This window comes from Pseudomonas sp. S3E17 (assembly GCF_024168685.1).
GTDB classification, from domain to species: domain Bacteria; phylum Pseudomonadota; class Gammaproteobacteria; order Pseudomonadales; family Pseudomonadaceae; genus Aquipseudomonas; species Aquipseudomonas marginalis.
The window spans coordinates 5710375-5733080 of record NZ_JALJWE010000001.1; the positions used below are offsets into that span (position 1 = coordinate 5710375).

The 22706-nt window shown below is 59.1% G+C and carries 21 protein-coding genes; 14 read left to right on the plus strand and 7 right to left on the minus strand.

From position 1 onward, the window contains the following. Positions 1–155: 155 nt before the first annotated feature. The 4 genes from J3D60_RS25800 to J3D60_RS25815 form a co-directional block, all read right to left on the minus strand. Positions 156–1760, minus strand: coding sequence for an ABC transporter substrate-binding protein (locus tag J3D60_RS25800; RefSeq protein WP_065938504.1), 1605 nt, complete (start codon positions 1758–1760; stop codon positions 156–158). Between the two features lie 304 nt (positions 1761–2064). After that, positions 2065–3693 carry an ABC transporter substrate-binding protein gene (locus J3D60_RS25805; RefSeq protein WP_141156742.1) on the minus strand — a complete coding sequence of 543 codons (1629 nt, stop codon included), beginning with the start codon at positions 3691–3693 and terminating at the stop codon, positions 2065–2067. A gap of 258 nt (positions 3694–3951) precedes the next feature. Then, positions 3952–5553, minus strand: coding sequence for an ABC transporter substrate-binding protein (locus J3D60_RS25810; protein WP_253493292.1), 1602 nt, complete (start codon positions 5551–5553; stop codon positions 3952–3954). A gap of 92 nt (positions 5554–5645) precedes the next feature. Further along, positions 5646–6359, minus strand: a complete 714-nt coding sequence (locus J3D60_RS25815; RefSeq protein WP_065938507.1) for an SIMPL domain-containing protein — start codon at positions 6357–6359, stop codon at positions 5646–5648. Positions 6360–6563: 204 nt separating this feature from the next. On the opposite strand from J3D60_RS25815, the gene J3D60_RS25820 reads away from it, so the two are divergent. The 3 genes from J3D60_RS25820 to J3D60_RS25830 all read left to right on the plus strand — a co-directional run bounded on the left by J3D60_RS25820 (position 6564) and on the right by J3D60_RS25830 (position 10201). Beyond that, on the plus strand, positions 6564–7826 hold the full coding sequence (locus J3D60_RS25820) for an ATP-binding protein (RefSeq protein WP_065938508.1): 1263 nt from the start codon (positions 6564–6566) through the stop codon (positions 7824–7826). After that, entirely contained in the window at positions 7819–8379 is a 561-nt protein-coding gene (locus J3D60_RS25825) for a response regulator transcription factor (RefSeq protein WP_010565532.1), read from the plus strand. Before J3D60_RS25820 ends, J3D60_RS25825 begins: the two co-directional genes overlap by 8 nt. Positions 8380–8476: 97 nt before the next feature. Next, a complete protein-coding gene (locus J3D60_RS25830) occupies positions 8477–10201 on the plus strand; it encodes an ABC transporter ATP-binding protein/permease (protein WP_065938509.1) in 1725 nt (574 codons plus the stop codon). Positions 10202–10285: 84 nt separating this feature from the next. Here the strand turns inward: J3D60_RS25830 and J3D60_RS25835 are convergent, their stop codons facing one another. Then, positions 10286–10723 carry a YhcB family protein gene (locus tag J3D60_RS25835; RefSeq protein ID WP_003171734.1) on the minus strand — a complete coding sequence of 146 codons (438 nt, stop codon included), beginning with the start codon at positions 10721–10723 and terminating at the stop codon, positions 10286–10288. A 147-nt stretch (positions 10724–10870) separates the two neighbouring features. Between J3D60_RS25835 and J3D60_RS25840 the strand changes: the two genes are divergently transcribed. The 3 genes from J3D60_RS25840 (at position 10871) to zapE (ending at position 14054) form a co-directional block, all read left to right on the plus strand. Beyond that, positions 10871–11500 (plus strand): alpha/beta hydrolase, encoded by a 630-nt coding sequence (locus tag J3D60_RS25840; RefSeq protein WP_065924314.1) that lies wholly within the window; start codon positions 10871–10873, stop codon positions 11498–11500. Between the two features lie 24 nt (positions 11501–11524). Then, the gene (locus J3D60_RS25845; protein ID WP_253493293.1) at positions 11525–12880 is read left to right on the plus strand and encodes a tryptophan--tRNA ligase; all 1356 of its coding nucleotides are present in this window, start codon (positions 11525–11527) and stop codon (positions 12878–12880) included. Between the two features lie 79 nt (positions 12881–12959). After that, entirely contained in the window at positions 12960–14054 is a 1095-nt protein-coding gene (gene zapE / locus J3D60_RS25850; protein ID WP_027604847.1) for a cell division protein ZapE, read from the plus strand. Positions 14055–14164: 110 nt separating this feature from the next. Here zapE and J3D60_RS25855 read toward each other — a convergent pair whose 3' ends face one another. After that, positions 14165–15085 (minus strand): GlxA family transcriptional regulator, encoded by a 921-nt coding sequence (locus J3D60_RS25855; protein ID WP_169899207.1) that lies wholly within the window; start codon positions 15083–15085, stop codon positions 14165–14167. Positions 15086–15305: 220 nt separating this feature from the next. Here J3D60_RS25855 and J3D60_RS25860 point away from each other — a divergent pair, with 220 nt between their 5' ends. After that, on the plus strand, positions 15306–16442 hold the full coding sequence (locus tag J3D60_RS25860) for an acyl-CoA dehydrogenase family protein (RefSeq protein WP_065938511.1): 1137 nt from the start codon (positions 15306–15308) through the stop codon (positions 16440–16442). A gap of 60 nt (positions 16443–16502) precedes the next feature. Here the strand turns inward: J3D60_RS25860 and J3D60_RS25865 are convergent, their stop codons facing one another. Further along, positions 16503–17543 (minus strand): NADP(H)-dependent aldo-keto reductase, encoded by a 1041-nt coding sequence (locus J3D60_RS25865; RefSeq protein ID WP_253493294.1) that lies wholly within the window; start codon positions 17541–17543, stop codon positions 16503–16505. A 248-nt stretch (positions 17544–17791) separates the two neighbouring features. Here J3D60_RS25865 and rplM point away from each other — a divergent pair, with 248 nt between their 5' ends. The 7 genes from rplM to J3D60_RS25900 all read left to right on the plus strand — a co-directional run bounded on the left by rplM (position 17792) and on the right by J3D60_RS25900 (position 22680). Beyond that, positions 17792–18220: a 50S ribosomal protein L13 gene (gene rplM, locus J3D60_RS25870; protein ID WP_003171742.1), complete on the plus strand. Its 429-nt coding sequence runs from the start codon at positions 17792–17794 to the stop codon at positions 18218–18220. Positions 18221–18234: 14 nt separating this feature from the next. Further along, positions 18235–18627, plus strand: a complete 393-nt coding sequence (gene rpsI, locus J3D60_RS25875) for a 30S ribosomal protein S9 (protein ID WP_003171743.1) — start codon at positions 18235–18237, stop codon at positions 18625–18627. A gap of 266 nt (positions 18628–18893) precedes the next feature. Beyond that, positions 18894–19487 (plus strand): ubiquinol-cytochrome c reductase iron-sulfur subunit, encoded by a 594-nt coding sequence (gene petA, locus J3D60_RS25880; RefSeq protein WP_027604843.1) that lies wholly within the window; start codon positions 18894–18896, stop codon positions 19485–19487. Further along, positions 19487–20698, plus strand: a complete 1212-nt coding sequence (locus J3D60_RS25885) for a cytochrome bc complex cytochrome b subunit (RefSeq protein WP_003171746.1) — start codon at positions 19487–19489, stop codon at positions 20696–20698. The genes petA and J3D60_RS25885 overlap by 1 nt, the downstream gene beginning before the upstream one ends. Beyond that, the gene (locus J3D60_RS25890; protein WP_253493295.1) at positions 20698–21477 is read left to right on the plus strand and encodes a cytochrome c1; all 780 of its coding nucleotides are present in this window, start codon (positions 20698–20700) and stop codon (positions 21475–21477) included. The genes J3D60_RS25885 and J3D60_RS25890 overlap by 1 nt, the downstream gene beginning before the upstream one ends. A gap of 148 nt (positions 21478–21625) precedes the next feature. Then, positions 21626–22243 (plus strand): glutathione S-transferase N-terminal domain-containing protein, encoded by a 618-nt coding sequence (locus J3D60_RS25895; protein WP_049710008.1) that lies wholly within the window; start codon positions 21626–21628, stop codon positions 22241–22243. Between the two features lie 17 nt (positions 22244–22260). Beyond that, positions 22261–22680, plus strand: coding sequence for a ClpXP protease specificity-enhancing factor (locus tag J3D60_RS25900; protein WP_065938513.1), 420 nt, complete (start codon positions 22261–22263; stop codon positions 22678–22680). The last annotated feature ends 26 nt before the right edge of the window (positions 22681–22706 follow it).

The following is a 22706-nucleotide window of genomic DNA, read 5'->3' on the forward strand; positions in this document are numbered from 1 at the left end:
GGTTCTCTTTTTAATGCCGGTCTTTTTTGGTGATCCGGCTATTGGGTGTGTAACTCGATCAAGCTGTTGCAAACGTTTGCCGTAGGAAATTTCCCAATAAAAGGCTGCACGTTTGCGAGAGAGCCAACTTCGCTCCCTGCAATCCGGTTATTTTCTTATGGGGTAATGCTGACGCCCGAGAACACGTTGCGGCCGAAGGGGCTTACTTTGAAGCCTTCGACTTTGGCGCTTAACGGCTGGTTGACCGTCGAGTGGGCGACGGGTGTGATCGGCACCTGCTGCTTGAGCAGTTGCTGTGCCTGTTTGTACAGAACAGTCCTTTGTTCGCGGTCGGTCACGACCTTGGCTTGCTTGATCAGCTTGTCGTACGCCGGGTCACACCACATGGAGTAGTTGTTCCCGCCGATGGCGTCGCAGCTGTAGAGGGTGCCCAGCCAGTTGTCCGGATCGCCGTTGTCGCCGGTCCAGCCGATCAGGCTGACATCGTGCTCACCGTTCTTGGTGCGCTTGATGTATTCGCCCCACTCGTAGCTGACGATCTTGACCTTCAGTCCGATCCTGGCCCAGTCGCTTTGCAGCATCTCGGCCATCAGCTTGGCGTTGGGGTTGTACGGCCGTTGCACCGGCATCGCCCACAGGGTGATCTCGGTACCTTCCTTCACGCCGGCGGCCTTGAGCAGTTCCTTGGCTTTTTCCGGGTTGTAGGCGGCGTCCTTGATGCTGTCGTCGTAGGACCATTGGGTCGGCGGCATGGCATTGACTGCCAACTGCCCCGCGCCCTGGTACACGGCGTTGAGGATGCTCTGCTTGTTCACCGCCATGTCCAGCGCCTGGCGCACTTCGAGCTGGTCGAAGGGCTTGTGGCGCACGTTGTAGGCGATGTAGCCCAAGTTGAAGCCCGGCTTGGTCAGCAATTGCAGGTTCGGGTCGGCCTTGAGCGCGTCGACGTCGGCCGGGCGCGGGTGCAGGGTGACCTGGCATTCGCCTGCCTTGAGCTTTTGCACGCGCACCGAGGCGTCGGTGTTGATGGCAAAAATCAGCTGGTCCAGCTTGACCTTGCTCGGGTCCCAGTACTGTTTGTTGCCCACATAACGGATCTGCGAGTCTTTCTGATAGCGCTGGAAGACAAAGGGGCCAGTGCCGATCGGCTTCTGGTTGATGTCGCTGGGCTTGCCTTCCTTGAGCAACTGCTCGGCGTATTCGGCCGACAGGATGGCGGCAAAGCTCATGGCGATGTTCTGCACGAACGCAGCGTCGACCGAGTTCAGCGTCATCACCACGGTATGCGGGTCGGTTTTTTCGACCTTGGCGATATTCTTGTTCAGGCTCATCCCGTTGAAGTACGGAAACTCGGTGGGGTAGGCCTTGCGAAACGGGTGGTCGGGGTCAAGCATGCGGTTGAAGGTGAACAGCACGTCGTCGGCGTTGAAATCTCGCGTTGGCTTGAATTCCTTGTTGCTGTGGAATTTCACCCCTTCACGCAGGTGAAAGGTGTAGGTCAGGCCGTCTTCGGAAATGTCCCACTTGGTCGCCAGTCCAGGTACGACGTTGGTCGCTCCCTTTTCAAACTCAACCAGGCGGTTGTACAGCGGCTCGGCCGCATCGTTATCGGTGGCGGTGGTGTACTGCGCGGTGTCGAACCCTGCCGGGCTGCCTTCGGAGCAGAACACCAGGCTCTTCTTGTCGGCCGCCTGGCCCATCGTGGCTACGGCCAGCAGGCTGGTGCCAAAAATTGCGGATAGAACGGTGGTATGGCGCATGACGATCCCGATCCTTGTTTGTAGTTGTCATCAGCAAGCAATCACCCTGGCGTACGGCCAGGGGGACATTACTGATCCCACACACAGCAAGTGCCTTTCCCAGGTTGGAGCCTCTGCTGTCCTACGACGGTATGGGTCGCGGACTGCGCAGTAAATGTGCCAAATTGGACTGACCTTGTAGGCAAAAGAGCTACTTGTCGCAGTTCGCAGCTGTAGGAAGCGGCGATTACGAGCGTGGTCTATTGCCTACGGTCCAGGCGGATGCAATAACGGCGACGTTATGAAACGTCGCCGTCATTGGTCCTTACTTGCCGCTTACGCTCACGCCATAGAAGGAGTTCAGGCCAAACGGGCTGATCTTGAAGTCCTGTACGGTGTTGCGCATGGGTTGATACACCGTCGAGTGCGCGATAGGTGTCATCGGGACTGCATCTTTGAGGATATGTTGCGCCTGCTTATACAGCTCGGTGCGTTTGGCGACGTCCGACGTAGCCTTGGCTTCTTTCACGACGCCGTCGAATTTCTTGTCGCACCACTTGGAGAAGTTGTTACCGGCCAGGGAGTCGCAGCCGAACAGCACGTTCAGCCAGTTGTCCGGGTCACCATTGTCGCCGCTCCAGCCAATGATCATGGCCTGGTTCTCGCCGCCTTTGGAACGCTTGATGTACTCGCCCCACTCGTAGCTGGTGATCTTGACCTTCAGGCCGATCTTGGACCAGTCGTTTTGCAGCATTTCGGCCATCAGCTTGGCGTTCGGGTTGTACGGGCGCTGAACCGGCATCGCCCACAGAACGATCTCGGTACCTTCCTTGACACCCGCTTCCTTGAGCAGCGCCTTGGCTTTCTCGGGATCGTACTTGGCGTCCTTGATGGTGGTGTCGTAGGACCATTGGGTTGGCGGCATGGCGTTGACCGCCAGTTGGCCTGCGCCCTGGTAGACGGAGTCGATGATCTGCTGCTTGTTCACCGACATGTCCAGCGCCTGGCGCACGCGCAGGTCAGCCAGTGGGTTGGGCTGGTCGCTGCCCTTGACCTTGTCCATGACGTTGTAGGCGACATAGCCCAGGTTGAAACCGGCCTGGTGCGGCAGTTTCAGGTCCTTGTCTTCACCCAGCGCCTTGAGGTCGGCCGGACGTGGGAACAGGGTGATCTGGCACTCGTTTTTCTTCAGCTTCTGGATACGCACCGACGGGTCGGTGGTGATGGCGAAGATCAGGTTATCGATCTTCACGTCCTCAGGTTTCCAGTAGTCCTTGTTGCCGGTGTAGCGAATGTTCGAGTCTTTCTGGTAGCTCTTGAATACGAACGGGCCAGTACCGACCGGCTTCTGGTTGATGTCCTGGGGCGTGCCGTTTTTCAACAGTTGGGCGGCGTATTCGGCCGACTGGATGGAAGCGAAGCTCATGGCCAGGTTCTGGATGAACGCGGCGTCCACGGTGCCAAGGGTGAACTTGACGGTGTGGGCATCGACCTTCTCGATGTTCTTGATGTTGGTGTCCATCCCCATGTCCGTGAAGTACGGGAACTCGGTGGGGTAGGCCTTACGGAATGGATCGTCTTTGTTGATCATCCGGTTGAAGGTGAACAGGACGTCGTCAGCCGAGAATTCACGAGTTGGCTTGAAGTATGGGGTGGTATGGAACTTGACGCCTTCGCGCAGGTGGAAGGTGTAGGTCAGGCCATCCGGGGACACGTCCCAGCTGGTGGCCAGGCCAGGAACAACGGCGGTGCCGCCTCGTTCGAACTGGCTCAGGCGGTTGAACATGGTTTCGGCCGAAGCATCGAAGTCTGTTCCGGTGGTGTACTGGCCTGGATCGAAACCGGCCGGGCTCCCTTCGGAGCAGAACACCAGGTTAGTCGCCGCTTGGGCGAATGGGGCCGCGGCCATAAGGCCAGCGCTCACTAATAACGGAAGGACTGCGTGTTTAAGCATGTTGGCCTCATGATTTGTTGTCATTTTTGGTGGTGAGGGCGACCTCGTGAGTCGGCCTGCGGATACTTATGCAGGCGCCATACCCATTGCAAGATGCTGAACCGTCGCAAGGCGGAAAGAGTGGTACGAACGTACAGGAATGTCGCAATTATGAAAGTTTTGACATATTTGAACGTATTTATGGGTTTTTTTCGGTGCACAAGGTGCACCAGATAGGGTCAACCGAGGCGTCTAGCGCACTCGGTTGGGGCATTGATGTTACTTATCTAGACTCACGCCGTAGAACGGTGTCAGCCCAAAGGGGCTGATCTTGAAGTCCTTCACTTCCTTGCGCAGGGGTTGGAAAACCGTCGAGTTTGCAATGGGCGTTATAGGTACTTGTTCTTTAAGAATTTTTTGTGCCTGTTGATACCACTTGATGCGCTGCTCGCGGTCACTGCTGACCTTGGCCTGCTGCACCAGTTTGTCGTAGGCCGGGTTACACCATTTGGCGTAGTTGCTGCCCTTGACCGCGGCACAACTGTAGAGCACGCCGAGCCAGTTATCCGGGTCGCCGTTGTCGCCGGTCCAGCCATAAATCATCGCATCGTGCTCGCCATTTTTGGCACGCTTGATGTATTCGCCCCACTCATAGCTGACGATATTGGCCTTGATGCCGACTTTCTCCCAATCCTGCTGGATCATCTGGGCCGACATGCGCGCGTTCGGGTTGGAAGCTCGCTGGACGGTCATTGCCCACAGGTTGATGGTAGTGCCCGGTGCAACCCCTGCTTCTTTTAGTAGCGCGCGGGCCTTGGTCGGATCGTGCGGGGCATCCTTGATGGTCGGGTCATAAGACCACTGCGCGGGTGGCAGTGCGTTCTGCGCCAATTGTCCGGCGCCCTGGTACACCGCCTTGATGATAGCCGGCTTGTCGATGGCCATGTCCAGGGCCTGGCGGACCTTGAGCTGGTCCAGCGGTGGGTGGGTCACGTTGTAGGCCAGGAAGCCCAGGTTGAAACCGGCTTGCTGCAGCACGCGCAGGTTGGGGTCCTGCTTCATCACCTCGATGTCCGACGGGCGCGGGTAGCCGCTGACCTGGCATTCGCCGGCCTTGAGCTTTTGCAGGCGCGACGCGGCGTCCGGGGTGATGGCGAACACCAGGTTGTCGAGTTTCACATCCTCGGGCTTCCAGTACTGTTTATTCGCCACGTAGCGAATCTGCGAGTCCTTCTGGTAGCGCTTGAACACAAATGGCCCGGTGCCCACCGGCTTCTGGTTGATGTCTTCGGCCTTGCCTTCCTTTATTAGCTGGGCGGCGTACTCGGCCGATTGCACGGAGGCGAAACTCATGGCCAGGTTCTGCACGAACGAGGCGTCGACGTTGTTCAGGTTGAAACGCACGGTGTGCTCGTCGAGTTTGTCGACGCTCTTGATCGTGGTGTTCAGGCCCATGTCGGTGAAGTACGGCGATTCGGAAGGGTAGGCCTTGCGAAACGGACTCTCGGCATCCAGCAGGCGATTGAAGGTAAATAGCACGTCATCCGCGTTGAAGTCGCGGGTCGGCGTGAAGAAATCGGTGGTGTGGAACTTGACGCCATCGCGCAGGTGGAAGGTGTAGGCCAGGCCATCCTCGGACACCTCCCAGCGTGTGGCCAGGCCCGGTTCGACTTCGGTGCCGCCACGCTTGAATTGGGTCAAGCGGTTGAACACGGTTTCGGCGGACGCATCGAAGTCGGTGCCGCTGGTGTACTGGCTGGGGTCGAAACCGGCGGGGCTGGCTTCGGAGCAGTAGACCAGGGTGCTGGCTGCATGGGCCATCGGCATAAAGGCCAGCAGGCCTGCGGCAAGGAGGAGCGGTTTGAAGGTGGTTCTTTCCATGGAGACCCCTAGAAGTGGCAGGCATATAAACGCTGCCCAAACGAAAACGGCGGTCACCGAGGTTACCGCCGTTCAGGTTTGCCGGGTAGGGGTTACGGCATCTGCACTTCGATCACCCCATCGGCGCTCATGCTGACCTGGCTGGTACCTGCCTCCACTTCCGGCGTCGGTGCTGAATCCATCATGGCCGCCTTCATCATCATTCCGCCACGGGCATAAGGTTGTGGGTAGCCATTGGTGTTGAAGTTCAAGTTGACGATCTTGTAGCCCTTGCCGCCCAGCGCATCGGTGGCCAGTTGCGCGCGTGCTTTAAACGCGGCGACCGCGTCCTTGAGCAGGGCGTCTTCGCTGGTCTTGCGCGTGGTGTCGGCGATGGCGAAGTCCATGTTTTCCATTTTCAGGGTATTGAGCAACTCGCCGGTGAGTTTGGACAGCGCCGGGAAGTCCGCGCTTTCCAGGCGCAGTTCGGCGCGCTCGCGCCAGCCGGTGATCTTCTGGTTCTTGTTGTCGTAGATCGGGTAGCTGTTGCGGCTGCCCTGGCGCAAGGTCACGCTCTGGACTTCGCGCGCCTGGCCTAGGGCCTTGTTCATGGTGGTGGTGATTTCGGCGGCGAGCTTGGCCGGGTCGGCGTTCTGGGACTCGGTGTAGAGGGTGACGATCATTTTGTCGCGGGCCACTTCCTGGCTGACCTCGGCGCGCAGGGAAATCTGGTTGTAATTCAGTGCATCGGCGGCCAGTGCCGGAAGGCTGGCCAGGGCGCTTGCGCTGAGGGTGAGAACAACTGCACTGCGAGTGAAACGAGACATGGAAGCTCCTTAGGGTGTTCGTATCGGTATGACTGTAGACGGTGGTGTCGGGTTCTTCGGGTTTACATATTCGCTACACATTGTGCGGCCGCCGACGAACGGTCGTTCGCCCGGCCTGCGGCAAAGAGCCACACGCGCCATGCCAGCGTGCCCGCTTCGTTTATACTCCTGCCGATCCGCCTGCAGCGCTCATCGGGAGAGCTCATGCTCGCCGCCGTAAAACTGACTTCCGCCACCCGCCAGAACCTCTGGCGCCTGACGTTCATTCGTACCCTGGTACTGGCCGCGCAGGCTGGTTCGGTCGGGCTCGCCTATTGGTTCGACCTGCTGCCGCTGCCGTGGCTGCAATTGGGCGTGACCCTGGGTTTCTCCATCGTGCTGTGTGTGTTTACCGCCATTCGGTTGCGCACCACCTGGCCGGTGACCGAGCTGGAATACGCCCTGCAATTGGCCTGCGACCTGTTTATCCACAGTGTGTTGCTGTATTTCTCCGGCGGTTCCACCAACCCGTTCGTGTCTTATTACCTGGTGCCATTGACCATCGCTGCGGTGACCTTGCCGTGGCGCTACTCGGTGGTGCTGTCGGGCATCGCCCTGACCCTGTACACCCTGCTGCTGGCGCGGTTCTATCCGTTGCAGACATTCCCCATCGCCCGCGAAAACCTGCAGATCTACGGGATGTGGCTGAGCTTTGCCCTGTCTGCCGCCGTGATCACTTTTTTTGCTGCGCGCATGGCCGAAGAGCTGCGCCGCCAGGAAGAACTGCGCGCCATTCGCCGCGAAGAAGGCCTGCGTGACCAGCAACTGCTCGCCGTCGCCACCCAGGCCGCCGGCGCGGCTCACGAATTGGGCACGCCGCTGGCGACCATGAGCGTGCTGCTCAACGAAATGACCCAGGACCATCACGACCCGGCGCTGCAAGAGGATCTCGGCGTGCTGCGCGAACAGGTCAAGCAATGCAAGCAAACCTTGCAGCAACTGGTACGCGCGGCTGAAGCCAATCGCCGCCTGGCGGTCGAGATGCAGGACGTGACCCAGTGGCTCGACGAAGCCCTGAACCGCTGGCACCTGATGCGCCCCGAAGCCAGCTACCGTTTCCATCTGCTGGGGCAGGGGGCCGTGCCGCGCCTGGCGCCTCCGCCGGACCTGACCCAAGCCTTGCTCAATCTACTGAACAACGCCGCCGACGCCTGCCCCGAAGGCCTGGAAGTCCGGCTGGATTGGGATGTGGATGACTTGACGATCAGCATTCGCGACCACGGCGCAGGCGTGCCGCTGGCCATCGCCGAGCAGATCGGCAAACCTTTCTTTACCACCAAGGGCAAAGGCTTCGGCCTGGGCCTGTTTTTGAGCAAGGCCAGCGTGACCCGCGCGGGCGGCTCAGTGAAGCTCTATAGTCATGAGGAAGGCGGTACGCTCACCGAGCTGCGCCTGCCCCGTGTCGCACGAGGAGATATCGATGAGTGACGAGATCCAAGTCGAAGGCGAAGAACTGCCGCACCTGTTGCTGGTAGATGATGACGCCACGTTTACCCGCGTGATGGCGCGCGCCATGAGCCGTCGCGGCTTTCGCGTGAGCACCGCCGGCTCCGCCGAAGAAGGCCTGGCCATCGCCCAGGCCGACTTGCCGGACTACGCCGCGCTCGACCTGAAAATGGACGGCGATTCCGGCCTGGTGCTGTTGCCCAAGCTGCTGGAACTCGACCCGGAAATGCGCGTGGTGATCCTCACCGGTTACTCCAGCATTGCCACGGCTGTCGAAGCCATCAAGCGCGGTGCCTGCAACTACCTGTGCAAACCGGCGGATGCCGACGATGTGTTGGCTGCGTTGCTGTCCGAGCACGCCGACCTCGACACCCTGGTGCCGGAAAACCCGATGTCGGTGGACCGCCTGCAGTGGGAACACATCCAGCGCGTCCTCACCGAACACGAAGGCAATATCTCCGCCACTGCCCGCGCCCTGGGCATGCACCGGCGCACCCTGCAACGCAAGCTGCAGAAGCGTCCGGTACGACGCTGAACCTAAGCTGAACAGCCTGCTTCAGGCCGCACGGAACCCTGAACCGATCACCTATGATCGGTTCAAACGCCTGCCTTCCTCCCTACGAGCCTGAACGATGAATCAGAACGCTGAGTACTCTGCGGTCAATGACGCTGTGCGTGGGCAATTTTTTCGCCGAACCTGGGGGATGATCACGCCTTATTGGCGAAGTGAAGAGAAGGGTAAGGCCTGGTTGTTGCTCGCCGTGGTGATTGGCCTGTCGCTGTTCAGCGTGGCCATTTCCGTGTGGCTCAACCACTGGTACAAGGACTTCTACAACGCCCTGGAAAACAAGGACACCGCGGCCTTCTGGCAACAGATCGTTTACTTCTGCGGTATCGCCACGGTGGCGATTCTCGGCGCGGTCTACCGCCTCTACCTCACCCAGATGCTGACCATTCGCTGGCGTGCATGGCTCACCGAAAAGTATTTTGCCCGCTGGCTTGGCGACAAGAACTACTACCAGCTCGAGCAGGGCGGCTACACCGATAACCCGGACCAGCGGATTTCCGAAGACCTCAACAGCTTTACCCTGAACACCCTGAGTCTTGGCCTTGGGCTGTTGCGCAATGTGGTCAGCCTGGTGTCGTTCTCCATCATCCTGTGGGGCGTGTCCGGCAGTATTGAAGTGTTCGGTATCACCATCCCCGGCTACATGTTCTGGTGTGCATTGGTCTATGCCGGTGTCGGCAGTTGGCTGACCCATCTGATCGGTCGTCGTTTGATCGGCTTGAGCAACCAGCAGCAACGCTTCGAAGCGGACTTGCGTTTCTCCATGGTGCGGGTGCGGGAGAATGCCGAGAGCATCGCCCTGTACAACGGCGAACCCAATGAGAATCAGCGTTTGAGCGCGCGGTTCGGGAAGGTCTGGCATAACTACTGGGACATCATGAAGGTGTCCAAGCGCCTGACGTTCTTCACTGCCGGCTATGAACAGATTGCGATCGTCTTTGCGTTTATCGTGGCTGCCCCGCGCTACTTTTCCGGCAAGATCGAACTGGGCGAGCTGATGCAAATCAACTCGGCGTTCGGCAACGTGCAGGGCAACTTCAGCTGGTTTATCAGCGCGTACGCCGACCTGGCCGGTTGGCGCGCGACCAGCGATCGTCTACTGAGTTTTCAGCAGGCCATGCGTGAAAACGAGCAGCGCCCAGCTGCCATCGACGTCAGCGCTGAAGGCGAGCGTCTTGTGGTGCAAGGTCTGGGCTTGAACCTGGTGGATGGTCGCCACCTGCTGACCGACGCCAACATGATCGTTGAACCGGGCCAGCGCGTCATGCTCAGCGGCCGTTCCGGCAGCGGCAAAAGTACCTTGCTGCGCGCCATGGGACATCTGTGGCCGGCTGGTCACGGCAGTATTCGCCTGCCGGCCAGGCGTTACCTGTTCCTGCCGCAGAAGCCTTACCTGCCGATCGGCACGCTCAAGGCGGTGTTGAGTTACCCACAGGACGACAGCGTCTATTCGGCAGAACGTTATGCACAGGTCCTGGAAACCTGTCGCCTGCCGCACCTGGTGGAGCGCCTGGACGAAGCCAACCATTGGCAACGCATGCTCTCGCCCGGCGAGCAACAGCGCCTGGCCTTTGCCCGTGCCTTGTTGTTCGCGCCGCAATGGCTGTACATGGACGAGGCGACGTCGGCGATGGATGAAGAAGATGAGGCGACGTTGTATCAGGCGTTGATTGATGAGCTGCCGGGGTTGAGCATTGTCAGCGTCGGCCACCGCAGCAGCCTCAAGCGTTTCCATGGGCGGCATGTGCGGATCGAGGGTGGGTGGCTTCAAGAGCAACCTGTGGCCTGAGGCCCAATGTTCTGGAGAATGATGCCCAACAAAAAGCCCGGTTGATCAGCGATCAACCGGGCTTTTCTATTGCTTGAAAATAACTTACTTCTTCAAGCCGTAATGCTCATCCAGCATCCCCGGGGCGTTTGGCGTTTTTGGCGCGTAGTCCCGTGGCGGTTCCTGGTTCTCCCGGGGCGGAGTCAGGCGTTCCCGCGGAGTTTGCGGTGCATCGGAATGCAGCGCGGCCAGCAGGCGCTGACGGGTGATGTCGTCGAGGGCCAGGCGGTTTGCGCCATCGGCGAGGTGATCCTGTACTTCCTGGTAGCTCTGGGTGAGTTTCTTGACCAGGGTCGCGGTGCTGTTGAAGTGGGTAACAACCTCGTTCTGATAACTGTCAAAACGTTCCTGAATGTCATCCAACTGACGCTGCGTGCGGTTAGGCGCGGCATTCGGCAGCAGGCGGGCAACCAGGAATCCAATGGCGACACCGGCAACCAAGGCGAGAGTCGGCAACAACCAAACTAAGAGCGAGTGTTCCACGAGTCCTTCCTCTATAAACGGCTTTGCTTTACGTTAACGGCTCAAACCTGCGCTGTATACCGCGATTAAGCTCGCAATGATGCCATGCACAGACTTTTAGCTAGACGAGTCGACCCTTTGAGAGGTCACGGAGTTCATTCCTTGCTCATGCGTGAAACCCCCGTTTTGATCGATGGCCCGGTAGGCCAATTGGAAGCCCTGTACCTGGATCACCCCGAGCCACGTGGCCTGGCGCTGATCTGCCACCCTAATCCGGTGCAGGGCGGGACCATGCTCAATAAAGTCGTTTCGACCCTGCAACGCACAGCTCGTGATGCCGGGTTGATTACTTTGCGTTTCAATTACCGCGGCGTCGGCGCGAGTGCCGGCACCCACGACATGAGCACCGGTGAAGTGGACGATGCCGAAGCGGCTGCCACCTGGCTGCGTGAAAAACACCCCGACCTGCCGATCACCCTGCTCGGTTTTTCCTTTGGTGGCTACGTGGCGGCAAGCCTCGGCGGCCGCCTGGAAGCCAAAGGCGAAAAGCTCGCGCACCTGTTCATGGTCGCCGCGGCGGTTATGCGCCTGCGCGATACCGATGTGCTGCCCCACAGCTGCCCGTTGACCCTGATCCAGCCGGAAACCGACGAAGTGGTCGACCCGCAAACCGTCTACGACTGGTCCGCCGCCTTGAAACGCCCCCATGAGCTGCTGAAAGTGGCAGAATGCGGGCACTTTTTTCATGGCAAGCTCACCGATCTCAAGGATCTGGTGCTGCCGCGCCTCTCGAATTGATAGCAGTCTGATAAGCGATTACCCATGACGACTCGTACCCGTATCCTCACCGGCATCACCACCACCGGCACGCCGCACCTGGGCAACTACGCCGGTGCGATCCGCCCGGCGATCCTGGCCAGCCAGGATGCCAATGCCGACTCCTTCTACTTCCTGGCCGACTACCACGCCCTGATCAAATGCGATGACCCGCAGCGCATCCAGCGCTCGCGTATGGAAATCGCGGCGACCTGGCTGGCCGGTGGCCTGGATGTGAACCGGGTGACCTTCTATCGTCAGTCCGACATCCCGGAAATCCCCGAGCTGACCTGGCTGCTGACCTGCGTCGCCGCCAAGGGCCTGCTCAACCGCGCCCATGCGTACAAGGCCTCGGTGGACAAGAACGTGGAGACCGGCGAAGACCCGGATGCGGGCATCACCATGGGCCTGTACAGCTACCCGGTGCTGATGGCGGCGGACATCCTGATGTTCAACGCGCACAAGGTGCCGGTGGGCCGCGACCAGATCCAGCACGTGGAAATGGCCCGCGACATCGGCCAGCGCTTCAATCACCTGTTCGGCAACGGTAAAGAATTCTTCACCATGCCCGAGGCGTTGATCGAGGAAAGCGTTGCCACCTTGCCGGGCCTGGATGGTCGCAAGATGTCCAAGAGCTACGACAACACCATCCCGTTGTTCACCAGCGCCAAGGACATGAAAGACGCCATCTCGCGGATCGTCACCGACTCCCGCGCGCCCGGCGAAGCCAAGGACCCGGACAACTCGCACCTGTTCACCCTCTACCAGGCGTTTGCCAGCAAGGCCCAGGAAGAAGCGTTCCGCGGCGACCTGCTGCAAGGCCTGGGCTGGGGCGAGGCGAAGAATCGTCTGTTCCAACTGCTGGACAGCCAGCTGGGCGAGGCGCGCGAGCGTTACCACCAGTTGATGTCGCGCCCGTCGGACATGGAAGACCTGTTGCAGGTCGGCGCCAGGAAAGCCCGTGCCGTAGCCGCGCCATTCCTGGCCGAGTTGCGTGAAGCGGTGGGCCTGCGTTCGTTCGTCAACCAGGCTGCGGCGCCGGTTGCGACCAAGAAGAAAGCCGCGAAAGCCGCGCGTTTCGTGAGCTTCCGTGAAGACGACGGCAGCTTCCGCTTCCGCCTGTTGGCCGCCGATGGCGAGCAGTTGCTGCTGTCGCGCAATTTTGCCGATGGCAAGGCGGCCGGCGCGGTGACCAAGCAACTGCAAAGTGGCGCTGCGCTGGATGTACGCAGCGAAGCCCTGAGCTTCAGCGTATGGCTGGACGGTGCCGCAGTGGCCGACAGCGCCGAGTTCGCCGATGCCGCATCCCGTGATGCCGCCATCGAAGCCTTGCGCATCGCGTTGACCCCAATCGAGGATTAACCCGACCAAGGGTTGATTGCCATTATCCAGGGCCGTCGTTACAGTGACGGCCCGTTTTTGTTGCCTTGCTAACGAAATTATGACGCCCCTAGAACGATACCAAGCTGATCTGAAACGCCCTGAATTCTTCCATGACGCGGCCCAGGAAACGGCGGTGCGTCATTTGCAGCGCCTGTACGACGACCTGGTCGCGGCCTCACAGAGCAAGCCGGGGATGCTCAGCAAGCTGTTCGGCAAGAAAGACCACGTGCCGGTCAAGGGCCTGTATTTCTGGGGCGGTGTAGGCCGGGGCAAGACCTACCTGGTCGATACGTTCTTTGAGGCGCTGCCGTTCAAGGAAAAGGTACGGACACACTTCCACCGCTTCATGAAGCGCGTGCACGAAGAGATGAAGACCCTGCCGGGTGAGAAAAACCCGCTGACCATCATCGCCAAGCGTTTCTCCGATGAAGCGCGGGTCATCTGCTTCGATGAATTCTTCGTCTCCGATATCACCGATGCCATGATCCTCGGCACCCTGATGGAAGAGTTGTTCAAGAACGGCGTGACCCTGGTCGCCACCTCGAACATCGTGCCCGACGGCTTGTACAAGGACGGCCTGCAGCGCGCGCGCTTCCTGCCGGCCATCGCGCTGATCAAGCAGAACACCGAGATCGTCAACGTCGACAGCGGCGTCGACTACCGCCTGCGTCACCTCGAGCAAGCGGAGTTGTTCCACTTCCCGCTGAACGAAGCGGCGCACGAAAGCCTGCGCAAAAGCTTCCGCGCCCTTACGCCGGAATGCACCCAGGCGGTGGAAAACGACAAGCTGATGATCGAGAACCGCGAAATCATCGCCCTGCGTACCTGCGATGACGTGGCCTGGTTCGAATTCCGCCAACTGTGCGACGGCCCGCGCAGCCAGAACGACTACATCGAACTGGGCAAGATCTTCCACGCGGTGATCCTCAGCGGCGTGGAGCAGATGAGCGTCACCACCGACGATATCGCACGACGGTTTATCAACATGGTCGACGAGTTCTACGACCGTAACGTCAAGTTGATCATCTCGGCGGAAGTCGAACTCAAGGACCTGTATACCGGCGGGCGCTTGAACTTCGAATTCCAACGGACATTGAGCCGCTTGCTGGAAATGCAGTCCCACGAGTTCCTGTCGCGCGGGCACAAACCCTAAGACCGATGTAGGTCAAGTGTGGGAGGGGGCTTGCCCCGATAGCGGTCTTTCAGTAACAGATGCACTGACTGATCCACCGCTATCGGGAGCAAGCCCCCTCCCACATTTGCTTACGCAGCCTGTTGGAATTGCTGGCGGTATTGGTTCGGCGATAACTCGGTGTGTTGGCGAAACAACCGCGCAAAGAAACTCGCATCGTCGTAACCCACCTCATAACTGATGGTCTTGATGCTCTTGCGGCTGCCCGAGAGCAGGCCCTTGGCCGTCTCGATACGCAGCCGTTGCAGGTAGTGCAGCGGCTTGTCGCCGGTGGCGGTCTGGAAGCGGCGCATGAAGTTGCGGATGCTCATGCCGTGTTCCCGGGCGACGTCTTCGAAGCGGAATTTGTCGGCGAAGTGCTCTTCGAGCCAATGCTGGATCTGCAGGATGATCACGTCCTGGTGCAGCTTCTGCCCGCCAAAACCGATACGTCCCGGCGAGTAGCTGCGCTGCACTTCGTAGAGGATGTCGCGGGCCACGGCCTGGGCGATGTTGGCGCCGCAGAAGCGTTCGATCAGGTAGATATACAGGTCGCACGCCGAGGTGGTGCCGCCGGCGCAATACAGGTTGTCGGCGTCGGTGAGGTGCTTGTCCTGGTTGAGCTGGACCTTGGGGAAGCGTTCGCCGAACGCGTTGAAGAAACGCCAGTAGGTGGTCGCCTCCTTGCCATCGAGCAGGCCGGCTTCGGCCAGCCAGAACACCCCGGTGGCTTCGCCGCAGAGTACCGCGCCCCGTGCATGCTGTTCGCGCAGCCACGGCAGCACTTGTGGGTAGCGTGCGCACAGGGCATCGAAGTCATCCCAGAAGGCTGGTAGCACGATGATGTCGGCGTCTTCCAGGCCGCCGTCCACCGGCATGATCACATCACTGAAACTGCGCACCGATTTTCCGTCGGGGCTCACCAGGCGCGTTTCGAACGCTGGGGTCAGGCCCAGGCCTTGCTGTTTGCCATAACGCAGGCTGGCGAGATGGAAGAAATCCTTGGCTTGCATCAGGGTTGAAGCGAATACCCGATCAATGGCCAAAATGCTGACGCGCCGCAACGGCGTGGAGATTTGGTTAGACATAATTTCATTTATTCTTATAGGGGAAAGTGGTCACCAGACGGCTGGATCGTCTTATTTTTTGTCGCATGTGTCCAGTGTCCTGTGATGCCATCGGGGCATAGGCTCTGTGGGTTCGTCCTTGTCCGACAATCCACGCAGGTGACCCATGATTCCGAGAACCTTGTTCAGCCCGGAGCACGAACTCTTCCGCCAGAGCGTGCGCACCTTTCTTGAAAAAGACGCTGCACCGTTTCACGGGCAATGGGAGAAGCAGGGCTATATCGACCGTAACCTGTGGAGCAAGGCGGGGGAGGCGGGGATGTTGTGTTCCCATCTGCCGGAGGAGTACGGCGGGCTGGGCGCGGACTTTCTCTACAGCGCGGTAGTGATCGAAGAGATCAGTCGCCTGGGCCTGACTGGCATCGGCTTTTCCCTGCATTCGGACATTGTCGCGCCCTACATCCTGCATTACGGCAGTGAAGCGCTGAAACACAAGTACCTGCCCAAGTTGATCTCCGGCGAGATGGTCACGGCCATCGCCATGACCGAGCCGGGTGCCGGGTCCGACTTGCAAGGGGTCAAGACCACCGCCGTGTTGGACGGTGATGAGTACGTGATCAATGGCTCCAAGACCTTTATCACCAACGGGTACCTGGCTGAGCTGGTGATCGTGGTCGCCAAGACCGATCCCAAGGCCGGTGCCAAGGGCACCAGCCTGTTTCTGGTGGAAGCCGATACGCCCGGCTTCGCCAAGGGCAAGCGCCTGGAGAAGGTCGGCATGAAGGCCCAGGACACCTCGGAGCTGTTTTTCCAGGACGTGCGGGTGCCCAAGGAAAACCTGCTGGGCCAGGCGGGTATGGGCTTCGCCTACTTGATGCAGGAGTTGCCCCAGGAGCGGCTGACGGTGGCAATTGGCGCACTGTCATCCGCCGAGGCGGCGTTGCAGTGGACCCTGGAATACACCCGAGAGCGCAAGGCGTTCGGCAAGGCGATTGCCGACTTCCAGAACACCCGTTTCAAGCTGGCGGAGATGGCCACTGAAATTCAGATCGGCCGCGTATTCGTCGACAAATGCATGGCGTTGCACCTGGAAGGCAAGCTGGATGTGCCCACTGCAGCGATGGCCAAGTACTGGGCCACGGACCTGCAATGCAAGGTGCTCGACGAGTGTGTGCAGTTGCACGGCGGCTACGGCTTCATGTGGGAATACCCGATTGCGCGGGCGTGGGCGGATGCGCGGGTGCAGCGGATTTATGCGGGGACCAACGAGATCATGAAGGAGATCATTGCGCGGGCGCTTTGATTTTTGCTGGTCTTGAATGCGTCATCGGGGGCAAGCCCCCGATAGCGCTCTACAGATCAATCAAGGTGCAGGATTCGGATGATCCTTCTGAATCGCCTCAATCCCTTCCAATACCTCTTTCGACAGTTTCAGATCAGCACTGGCGATGTTGCTGTCCAGTTGCTCCAGCGACGTTGCGCCAATAATGTTGCTGGTCACGAACGGCTGTTGGGTCACAAACGCCAACGCCATCTGCGCCGGATCCAGGCCATGCTCCCGCGCCAGTGCCACGTAACGGCTGCACGCCGCCTCCGACTGCGGGTTGAAGTAGCGGCTGAAGCGGCTGTACTCGGTCAGGCGCGCCTTGGCCGGGCGTGCGCCACCTTCGTACTTGCCACTGAGCATGCCGAACGCGAGGGGCGAGTAAGCCAGCAGGCCGCATTGCTCACGGATGGCCACTTCGGCCAGGCCTACTTCAAAGCTGCGGTTGAGCAGGTTGTAGGGGTTCTGGATCGATACCGCGCGGGTCCAGCCACGGGCTTCGGCCAGGGCCAGGAATTTCATGGTGCCCCACGGGGTTTCATTGGACAGGCCGATATGGCGGATCTTGCCGGCCTTGACCTGCTCGTCCAGGGCTTCGAGGGTTTCCTCCAGCGGGGTGAGGTCGTCTTCGTCCTTGTGCTTGTAGCTCAGTTGGCCGAAGAAGTTGGTGCTGCGCTCCGGCCAGTGCAACTGGTAGAGGTCGATCCAGTCGGTTTGCAGGCGCTTGAGGCTGGCGTCCAGTGCCTCGACGATGTGCTTGCGGTTGTGGCGCAGGTGGCCGTCGCGGATGTAGTCGATGGTGTTGCCGGGGCCGGCGATCTTGCTGGCAAGGATCCAGTCGCCGCGGTCACCGCGGCTTTTGAAGTAATTACCGATGTAACGCTCGGTGGTGGCATAGGTGTCGGCCTTGGGCGGCACCGGGTACATTTCTGCGGTGTCGAGGAAGTTGATCCCCGCCGCCTTGGCCCTTTCGATCTGCGCGAAGGCCTCTGCCTCGCTGTTCTGCTCGCCCCAGGTCATGGTGCCCAGGGCTATCGCGCTCACGTTCAGATCCGTACGGCCCAGCTGTCGATAATCCATCGGGTGCTCCTTCAGGGAAAACAATCATAAAAGCAGGTTGAATTTTTTTTCGCAATCTGCATAATTGCCCACCTCTTTCTGCAGTGGAAGTGATGCGCCGCCTGCCGAAGAATCTTGCCGTTGAACGGACGCGCCGACCCGAGCCCCCGATAGCGTCTGTATCCGGCTGCCTTTGACTTGTCAAAGTAAGCACTATTCAGTAAGATCCGCCGTCTAATTTACAGGGCGGCCCCTGAGGCTATTAAAGAATGACAACTTTTACTGCAAAACCGGAAACAGTTCAGCGCGACTGGTTTGTCGTCGACGCCGCTGGTCAGACCCTGGGTCGTCTGGCCACTGAAGTCGCCAGCCGTCTGCGTGGCAAGCACAAGCCTGAGTACACCCCTCACGTTGACACCGGTGACTACATCGTGATCATCAACGCTGAGCAGGTACGTGTTACCGGCAACAAAGCGCAAGACAAAATGTACTACCGTCACTCCGGTTTCCCAGGCGGTATCAAGTCTTCCAACTTTGAAGGCCTGATCTCCAAGAAGCCTGAAGCCCCGATCGAAATCGCGGTCAAAGGCATGCTGCCGAAGGGCCCACTGGGTCGCGATATGTTTCGCAAGCTGAAAGTCTATGCGGGCGCTGTACACCCTCATGCTGCTCAGCAGCCCCAAGAACTGAAGTTTTAACGGAATAGTTCATTATGTCGGCGACTCAAAATTACGGCACTGGCCGTCGCAAAACCGCAACCGCACGCGTTTTCCTGCGTCCGGGCACTGGTAACATCTCGATCAACAACCGCACTCTGGATAACTTCTTCGGTCGCGAAACTGCCCGCATGGTAGTTCGTCAGCCGCTGGAATTGACCGAGACTGTTGAAAAGTTCGACATCTACGTCACCGTTATCGGTGGCGGTGTAAGTGGTCAAGCTGGCGCAATCCGCCACGGTATCACTCGCGCTCTGATGCAGTACGACGAAACCCTGCGTGGCGCTCTGCGCAAAGCTGGCTTCGTGACTCGTGATGCCCGTGAAGTTGAACGTAAGAAAGTCGGTCTGCGTAAAGCGCGTAAGCGTCCGCAGTACTCGAAGCGTTAATTCGCTTTACGTTCCACAAAAACGCCCAGCCTCCTTACGGAGCTGGGCGTTTTTTATTGCCTGCGATTTATGCACATTTTTCACCGTGACAACTTGCCACATCCGTAGACCCCCTATACTACAAGGCCTGGAGGCGGAGCCCCGGGCAATTCCCTTGTCAGACGTGGGGCTTTTCATTACCATTCGGCAAAATTTTTATAAGTTCAGATTTAATACTTAGTAGACGCCTGATTTAACAGGCCAAAAAGCTGATGGGAGAGGACTGAATGAGCAATGACGGCGTGAATGCAGGCCGGCGTCGCTTCTTGGTAGCAGCCACATCCGTGGTGGGTGCTGCAGGAGCGGTGGGGGCTGCGGTCCCGTTCGTGGGGTCATGGTTTCCCAGTGCCAAGGCGAAAGCCGCAGGTGCACCGGTGAAGGTGAATATCAGCAAGATCGAACCAGGCCAGCAGATGATTGCTGAGTGGCGCGGCCAGCCGGTATTCATTGTTCGTCGTACGGAGGAAATCCTGGGAAATCTGAAAAAGATCGAAGGCCAGCTGTCTGACCCCAAATCTGAGAAATCCGACCAACCCGCCTACGCCAAAAACGAAGCACGTTCGATCAAGCCAGAGATTCTGCTGCTGGTCGGCCTGTGTACCCACTTGGGATGCTCACCCACCTTCCGCCCGGAAGTTGCCCCAGTCGATCTGGGTAAAGACTGGGTCGGTGGTTATTTCTGCCCCTGCCACGGCTCCCACTACGATCTGGCGGGACGCGTCTACAAGTCCCAGCCCGCTCCCTTGAACCTGCCCGTGCCTCCGCATACCTACGAAACTGACGACCTCATTGTCATTGGCCTCGATAAGGAGAACGCGTGATGAGCAAGTTCATGGATTGGGTGGATGCACGCTTCCCCGCTACTAAAATGTGGGAAGACCATCTCAGCAAGTATTACGCGCCAAAAAACTTCAACTTCTTCTACTTCTTTGGCTCCCTGGCACTGCTGGTGCTGGTCAACCAGATCGTCACCGGTGTCTGGCTGACGATGAGCTACACCCCGTCGGCGGAAGAGGCGTTTGCTTCCGTCGAATACATCATGCGTGACGTCGAGTACGGCTCGATCCTGCGCCTGCTGCACTCCACCGGCGCGTCAGCGTTCTTTATCGTGGTCTACCTGCATATGTTCCGTGGCCTGCTCTACGGTTCGTACCAGAAACCACGGGAGCTGGTGTGGGTGTTCGGCATGCTGATCTACCTGGCGCTGATGGCGGAAGCCTTCATGGGCTACCTGCTGCCATGGGGCCAGATGTCGTACTGGGGCGCCCAGGTGATCATCTCGCTGTTCGGTGCCATTCCGGTCATCGGCAACGACCTGACCCAGTGGATCCGCGGTGACTACCTCATCTCCGGTATCACCCTGAACCGCTTCTTCGCCCTGCACGTCGTGGCGCTGCCCATTGTGATCCTGGGCCTGGTGGTGCTGCACATCCTGGCGCTGCACGAAGTGGGTTCCAACAACCCTGACGGCGTGGACATCAAGAAGCACAAGGATGAGAACGGCATCCCGCTGGACGGCATCCCGTTCCACCCGTACTACACCGTGAAAGACATTGTCGGCGTGGTCGTGTTCCTCTTCGTGTTCTGCTCGATCGTGTTCTTTTTCCCGGAGATGGGTGGTTATTTCCTCGAGAAGCCTAACTTCGAACAGGCGAACGCCTTCAAGACACCTGAGCACATTGCCCCGGTCTGGTACTTCACGCCGTTCTACGCGATCTTGCGGGCGATCCCCGACAAACTCATGGGCGTCATCGCCATGGGCGCGGCCATTGCGGTGCTGTTCGTGTTGCCGTGGCTCGACCGAAGCCCGGTCAAGTCCATGCGCTACAAAGGCTGGCTGAGCAAAATCTGGCTGTGGGTGTTCTGCATTGCATTCGTGATTCTGGGCGTGTTGGGCGTATTGGCGCCGACCCCGGAGCGTACGCTGCTGTCGCAGGTCTGCACCTTCCTGTACTTCGCCTACTTCATTCTGATGCCGTTCTACACCCGGCTCGAGAAGACCAAACCGGTTCCGGAAAGGGTGACTGGCTGATGAAAAAATTATTCGTTGCATTGATGCTTGCGGCGCTGCCGCTACTGTCCTTCGCTGCCGAGCACGGCGGCCCGGAACTGGAAAAAGTCGATATCGACGTATCAGACAAGGCCGCCTTGCAGGATGGTGCGCGTACCTTCACCAACTACTGCATGGGCTGCCACAGTGCCAAGTTCCAGCGTTACGAGCGGGTGGCCGATGACCTCGGTATCCCCCATGAAATGATGCTGGAGAAGCTGGTGTTCACTGGTGCCAAGATCGGCGACCACATGAATATCGGCATGAAGCCTGCCGACGCCAAGACCTGGTTCGGCGCAGCACCGCCTGACTTGACCCTGGTGGCACGTGTACGCGGCACCGACTGGCTCTACGGCTACCTGAAATCCTTCTACGAGGACCCGGCGCGCCCTTATGGCGTGAACAACCGTGTGTTCCCGAACGTCGGCATGCCTAACGTTCTGGTCGGCCTGCAAGGCAAGCAAGTGGTAGGATGCAAGCAGGTTCAGGTCGTCGAAGACGGCAAGAAGCAATATGATCCGTTGACCGGTACGCCTTTGACTCATGAAGCGTGCGATCAACTGAAGATAGAAACCCCTGGTTCGTTGACTGACGAGCAGTTTGACGAGAAGGTCAAGAATCTGGTGACCTTCCTGGCCTATTCGGCCAACCCGGTCAAACTGCAACACCAGCGCATCGGGACGTATGTCTTGCTGTACCTGGCTTTCTTCTTCGTATTCGCTTATCTGCTTAAGCGCGAATACTGGAAGGATGTGCATTGATCCAACCGTAAGCAATTGCTGTTAATCTTGCGCGCCCAGCGGCATCTCTAACCCGCAGCGATCTGGACTTTCCAGAGGCTGCAGAGATGCTTTCTGGGCGCGCTCGTTTTTGAGCTTTCCATAATTTCAACAAGCGAGGAGGACCGCCATGGGCGTGACCAATCGGTTGGCCTGTTACTCCGACCCCGCCGACCACTATTCCCACCGAGTACGCATCGTACTCGCAGAGAAGGGTGTCAGCGCCGAGATCATCAGTGTGGAGGCGGGTCGTCATCCGCCGAAACTGATCGAAGTGAACCCTTACGGCAGCTTGCCCACCCTGGTCGATCGTGACCTGGCGTTGTGGGAGTCAACCGTGGTGATGGAATATCTGGATGAGCGTTACCCGCATCCGCCTTTGCTGCCGGTGTATCCGGTGGCCCGTGCCAACAGCCGCCTGCTGATCCATCGGATCCAGCGAGATTGGTGCGGGCTGGTGGATTTGATCCTGGATACCCGCAGCAAAGAAGCCGCTCGGGTGCAGGCGCGCAAGGAATTGCGCGAGAGCCTGACCGGTGTTTCGCCGTTGTTCGCCGATAAACCTTTTTTCCTCAGTGAGGAACAAAGCTTGGTGGATTGCTGCCTATTACCCATACTCTGGCGCTTGCCGATTCTGGGCATTGAACTGCCACGGCCGGCCAAGCCGTTGCTTGATTACATGGAGCGCCAGTTTGCGCGTGAGGCTTTCCAGGCAAGTCTGTCTGGTGTCGAACGCGATATGCGCTAAGGCTTAAGGAGCCGTTGATGAACTCCAGTCGACCTTACCTGGTCCGCGCGCTCTATGAGTGGATTGTGGATAACGATTGCACCCCGCACATGCTGGTCAATTCCGAATTTCCTGCGGTTCAGGTACCGCAGGGGTTTGCCAGTGACGGGCAGATTGTGTTGAACGTATCACCCAGCGCCGTGCGCCACCTGCACATGGACAATGAAGCGGTCAGCTTCGAAGGACGTTTCGGCGGTGTGCCGCATACGCTGTTCGTGCCGATTGGCGCTATCCTAGGCATCTATGCCCGGGAGAACGGCCAAGGCATGGTGTTCGATCTGGAGTCGCCTTTCGAGGACGACGAAGCGATTGAAAACGAAGACGGCGATGATGTGCCGCCACCGGATACCGAGCCACCGCGTCCAAGCGGTCGGCCGAGCCTGAAAGTGGTGAAGTAAAATGCGTAAGTCTTCGGGCCTGCGTT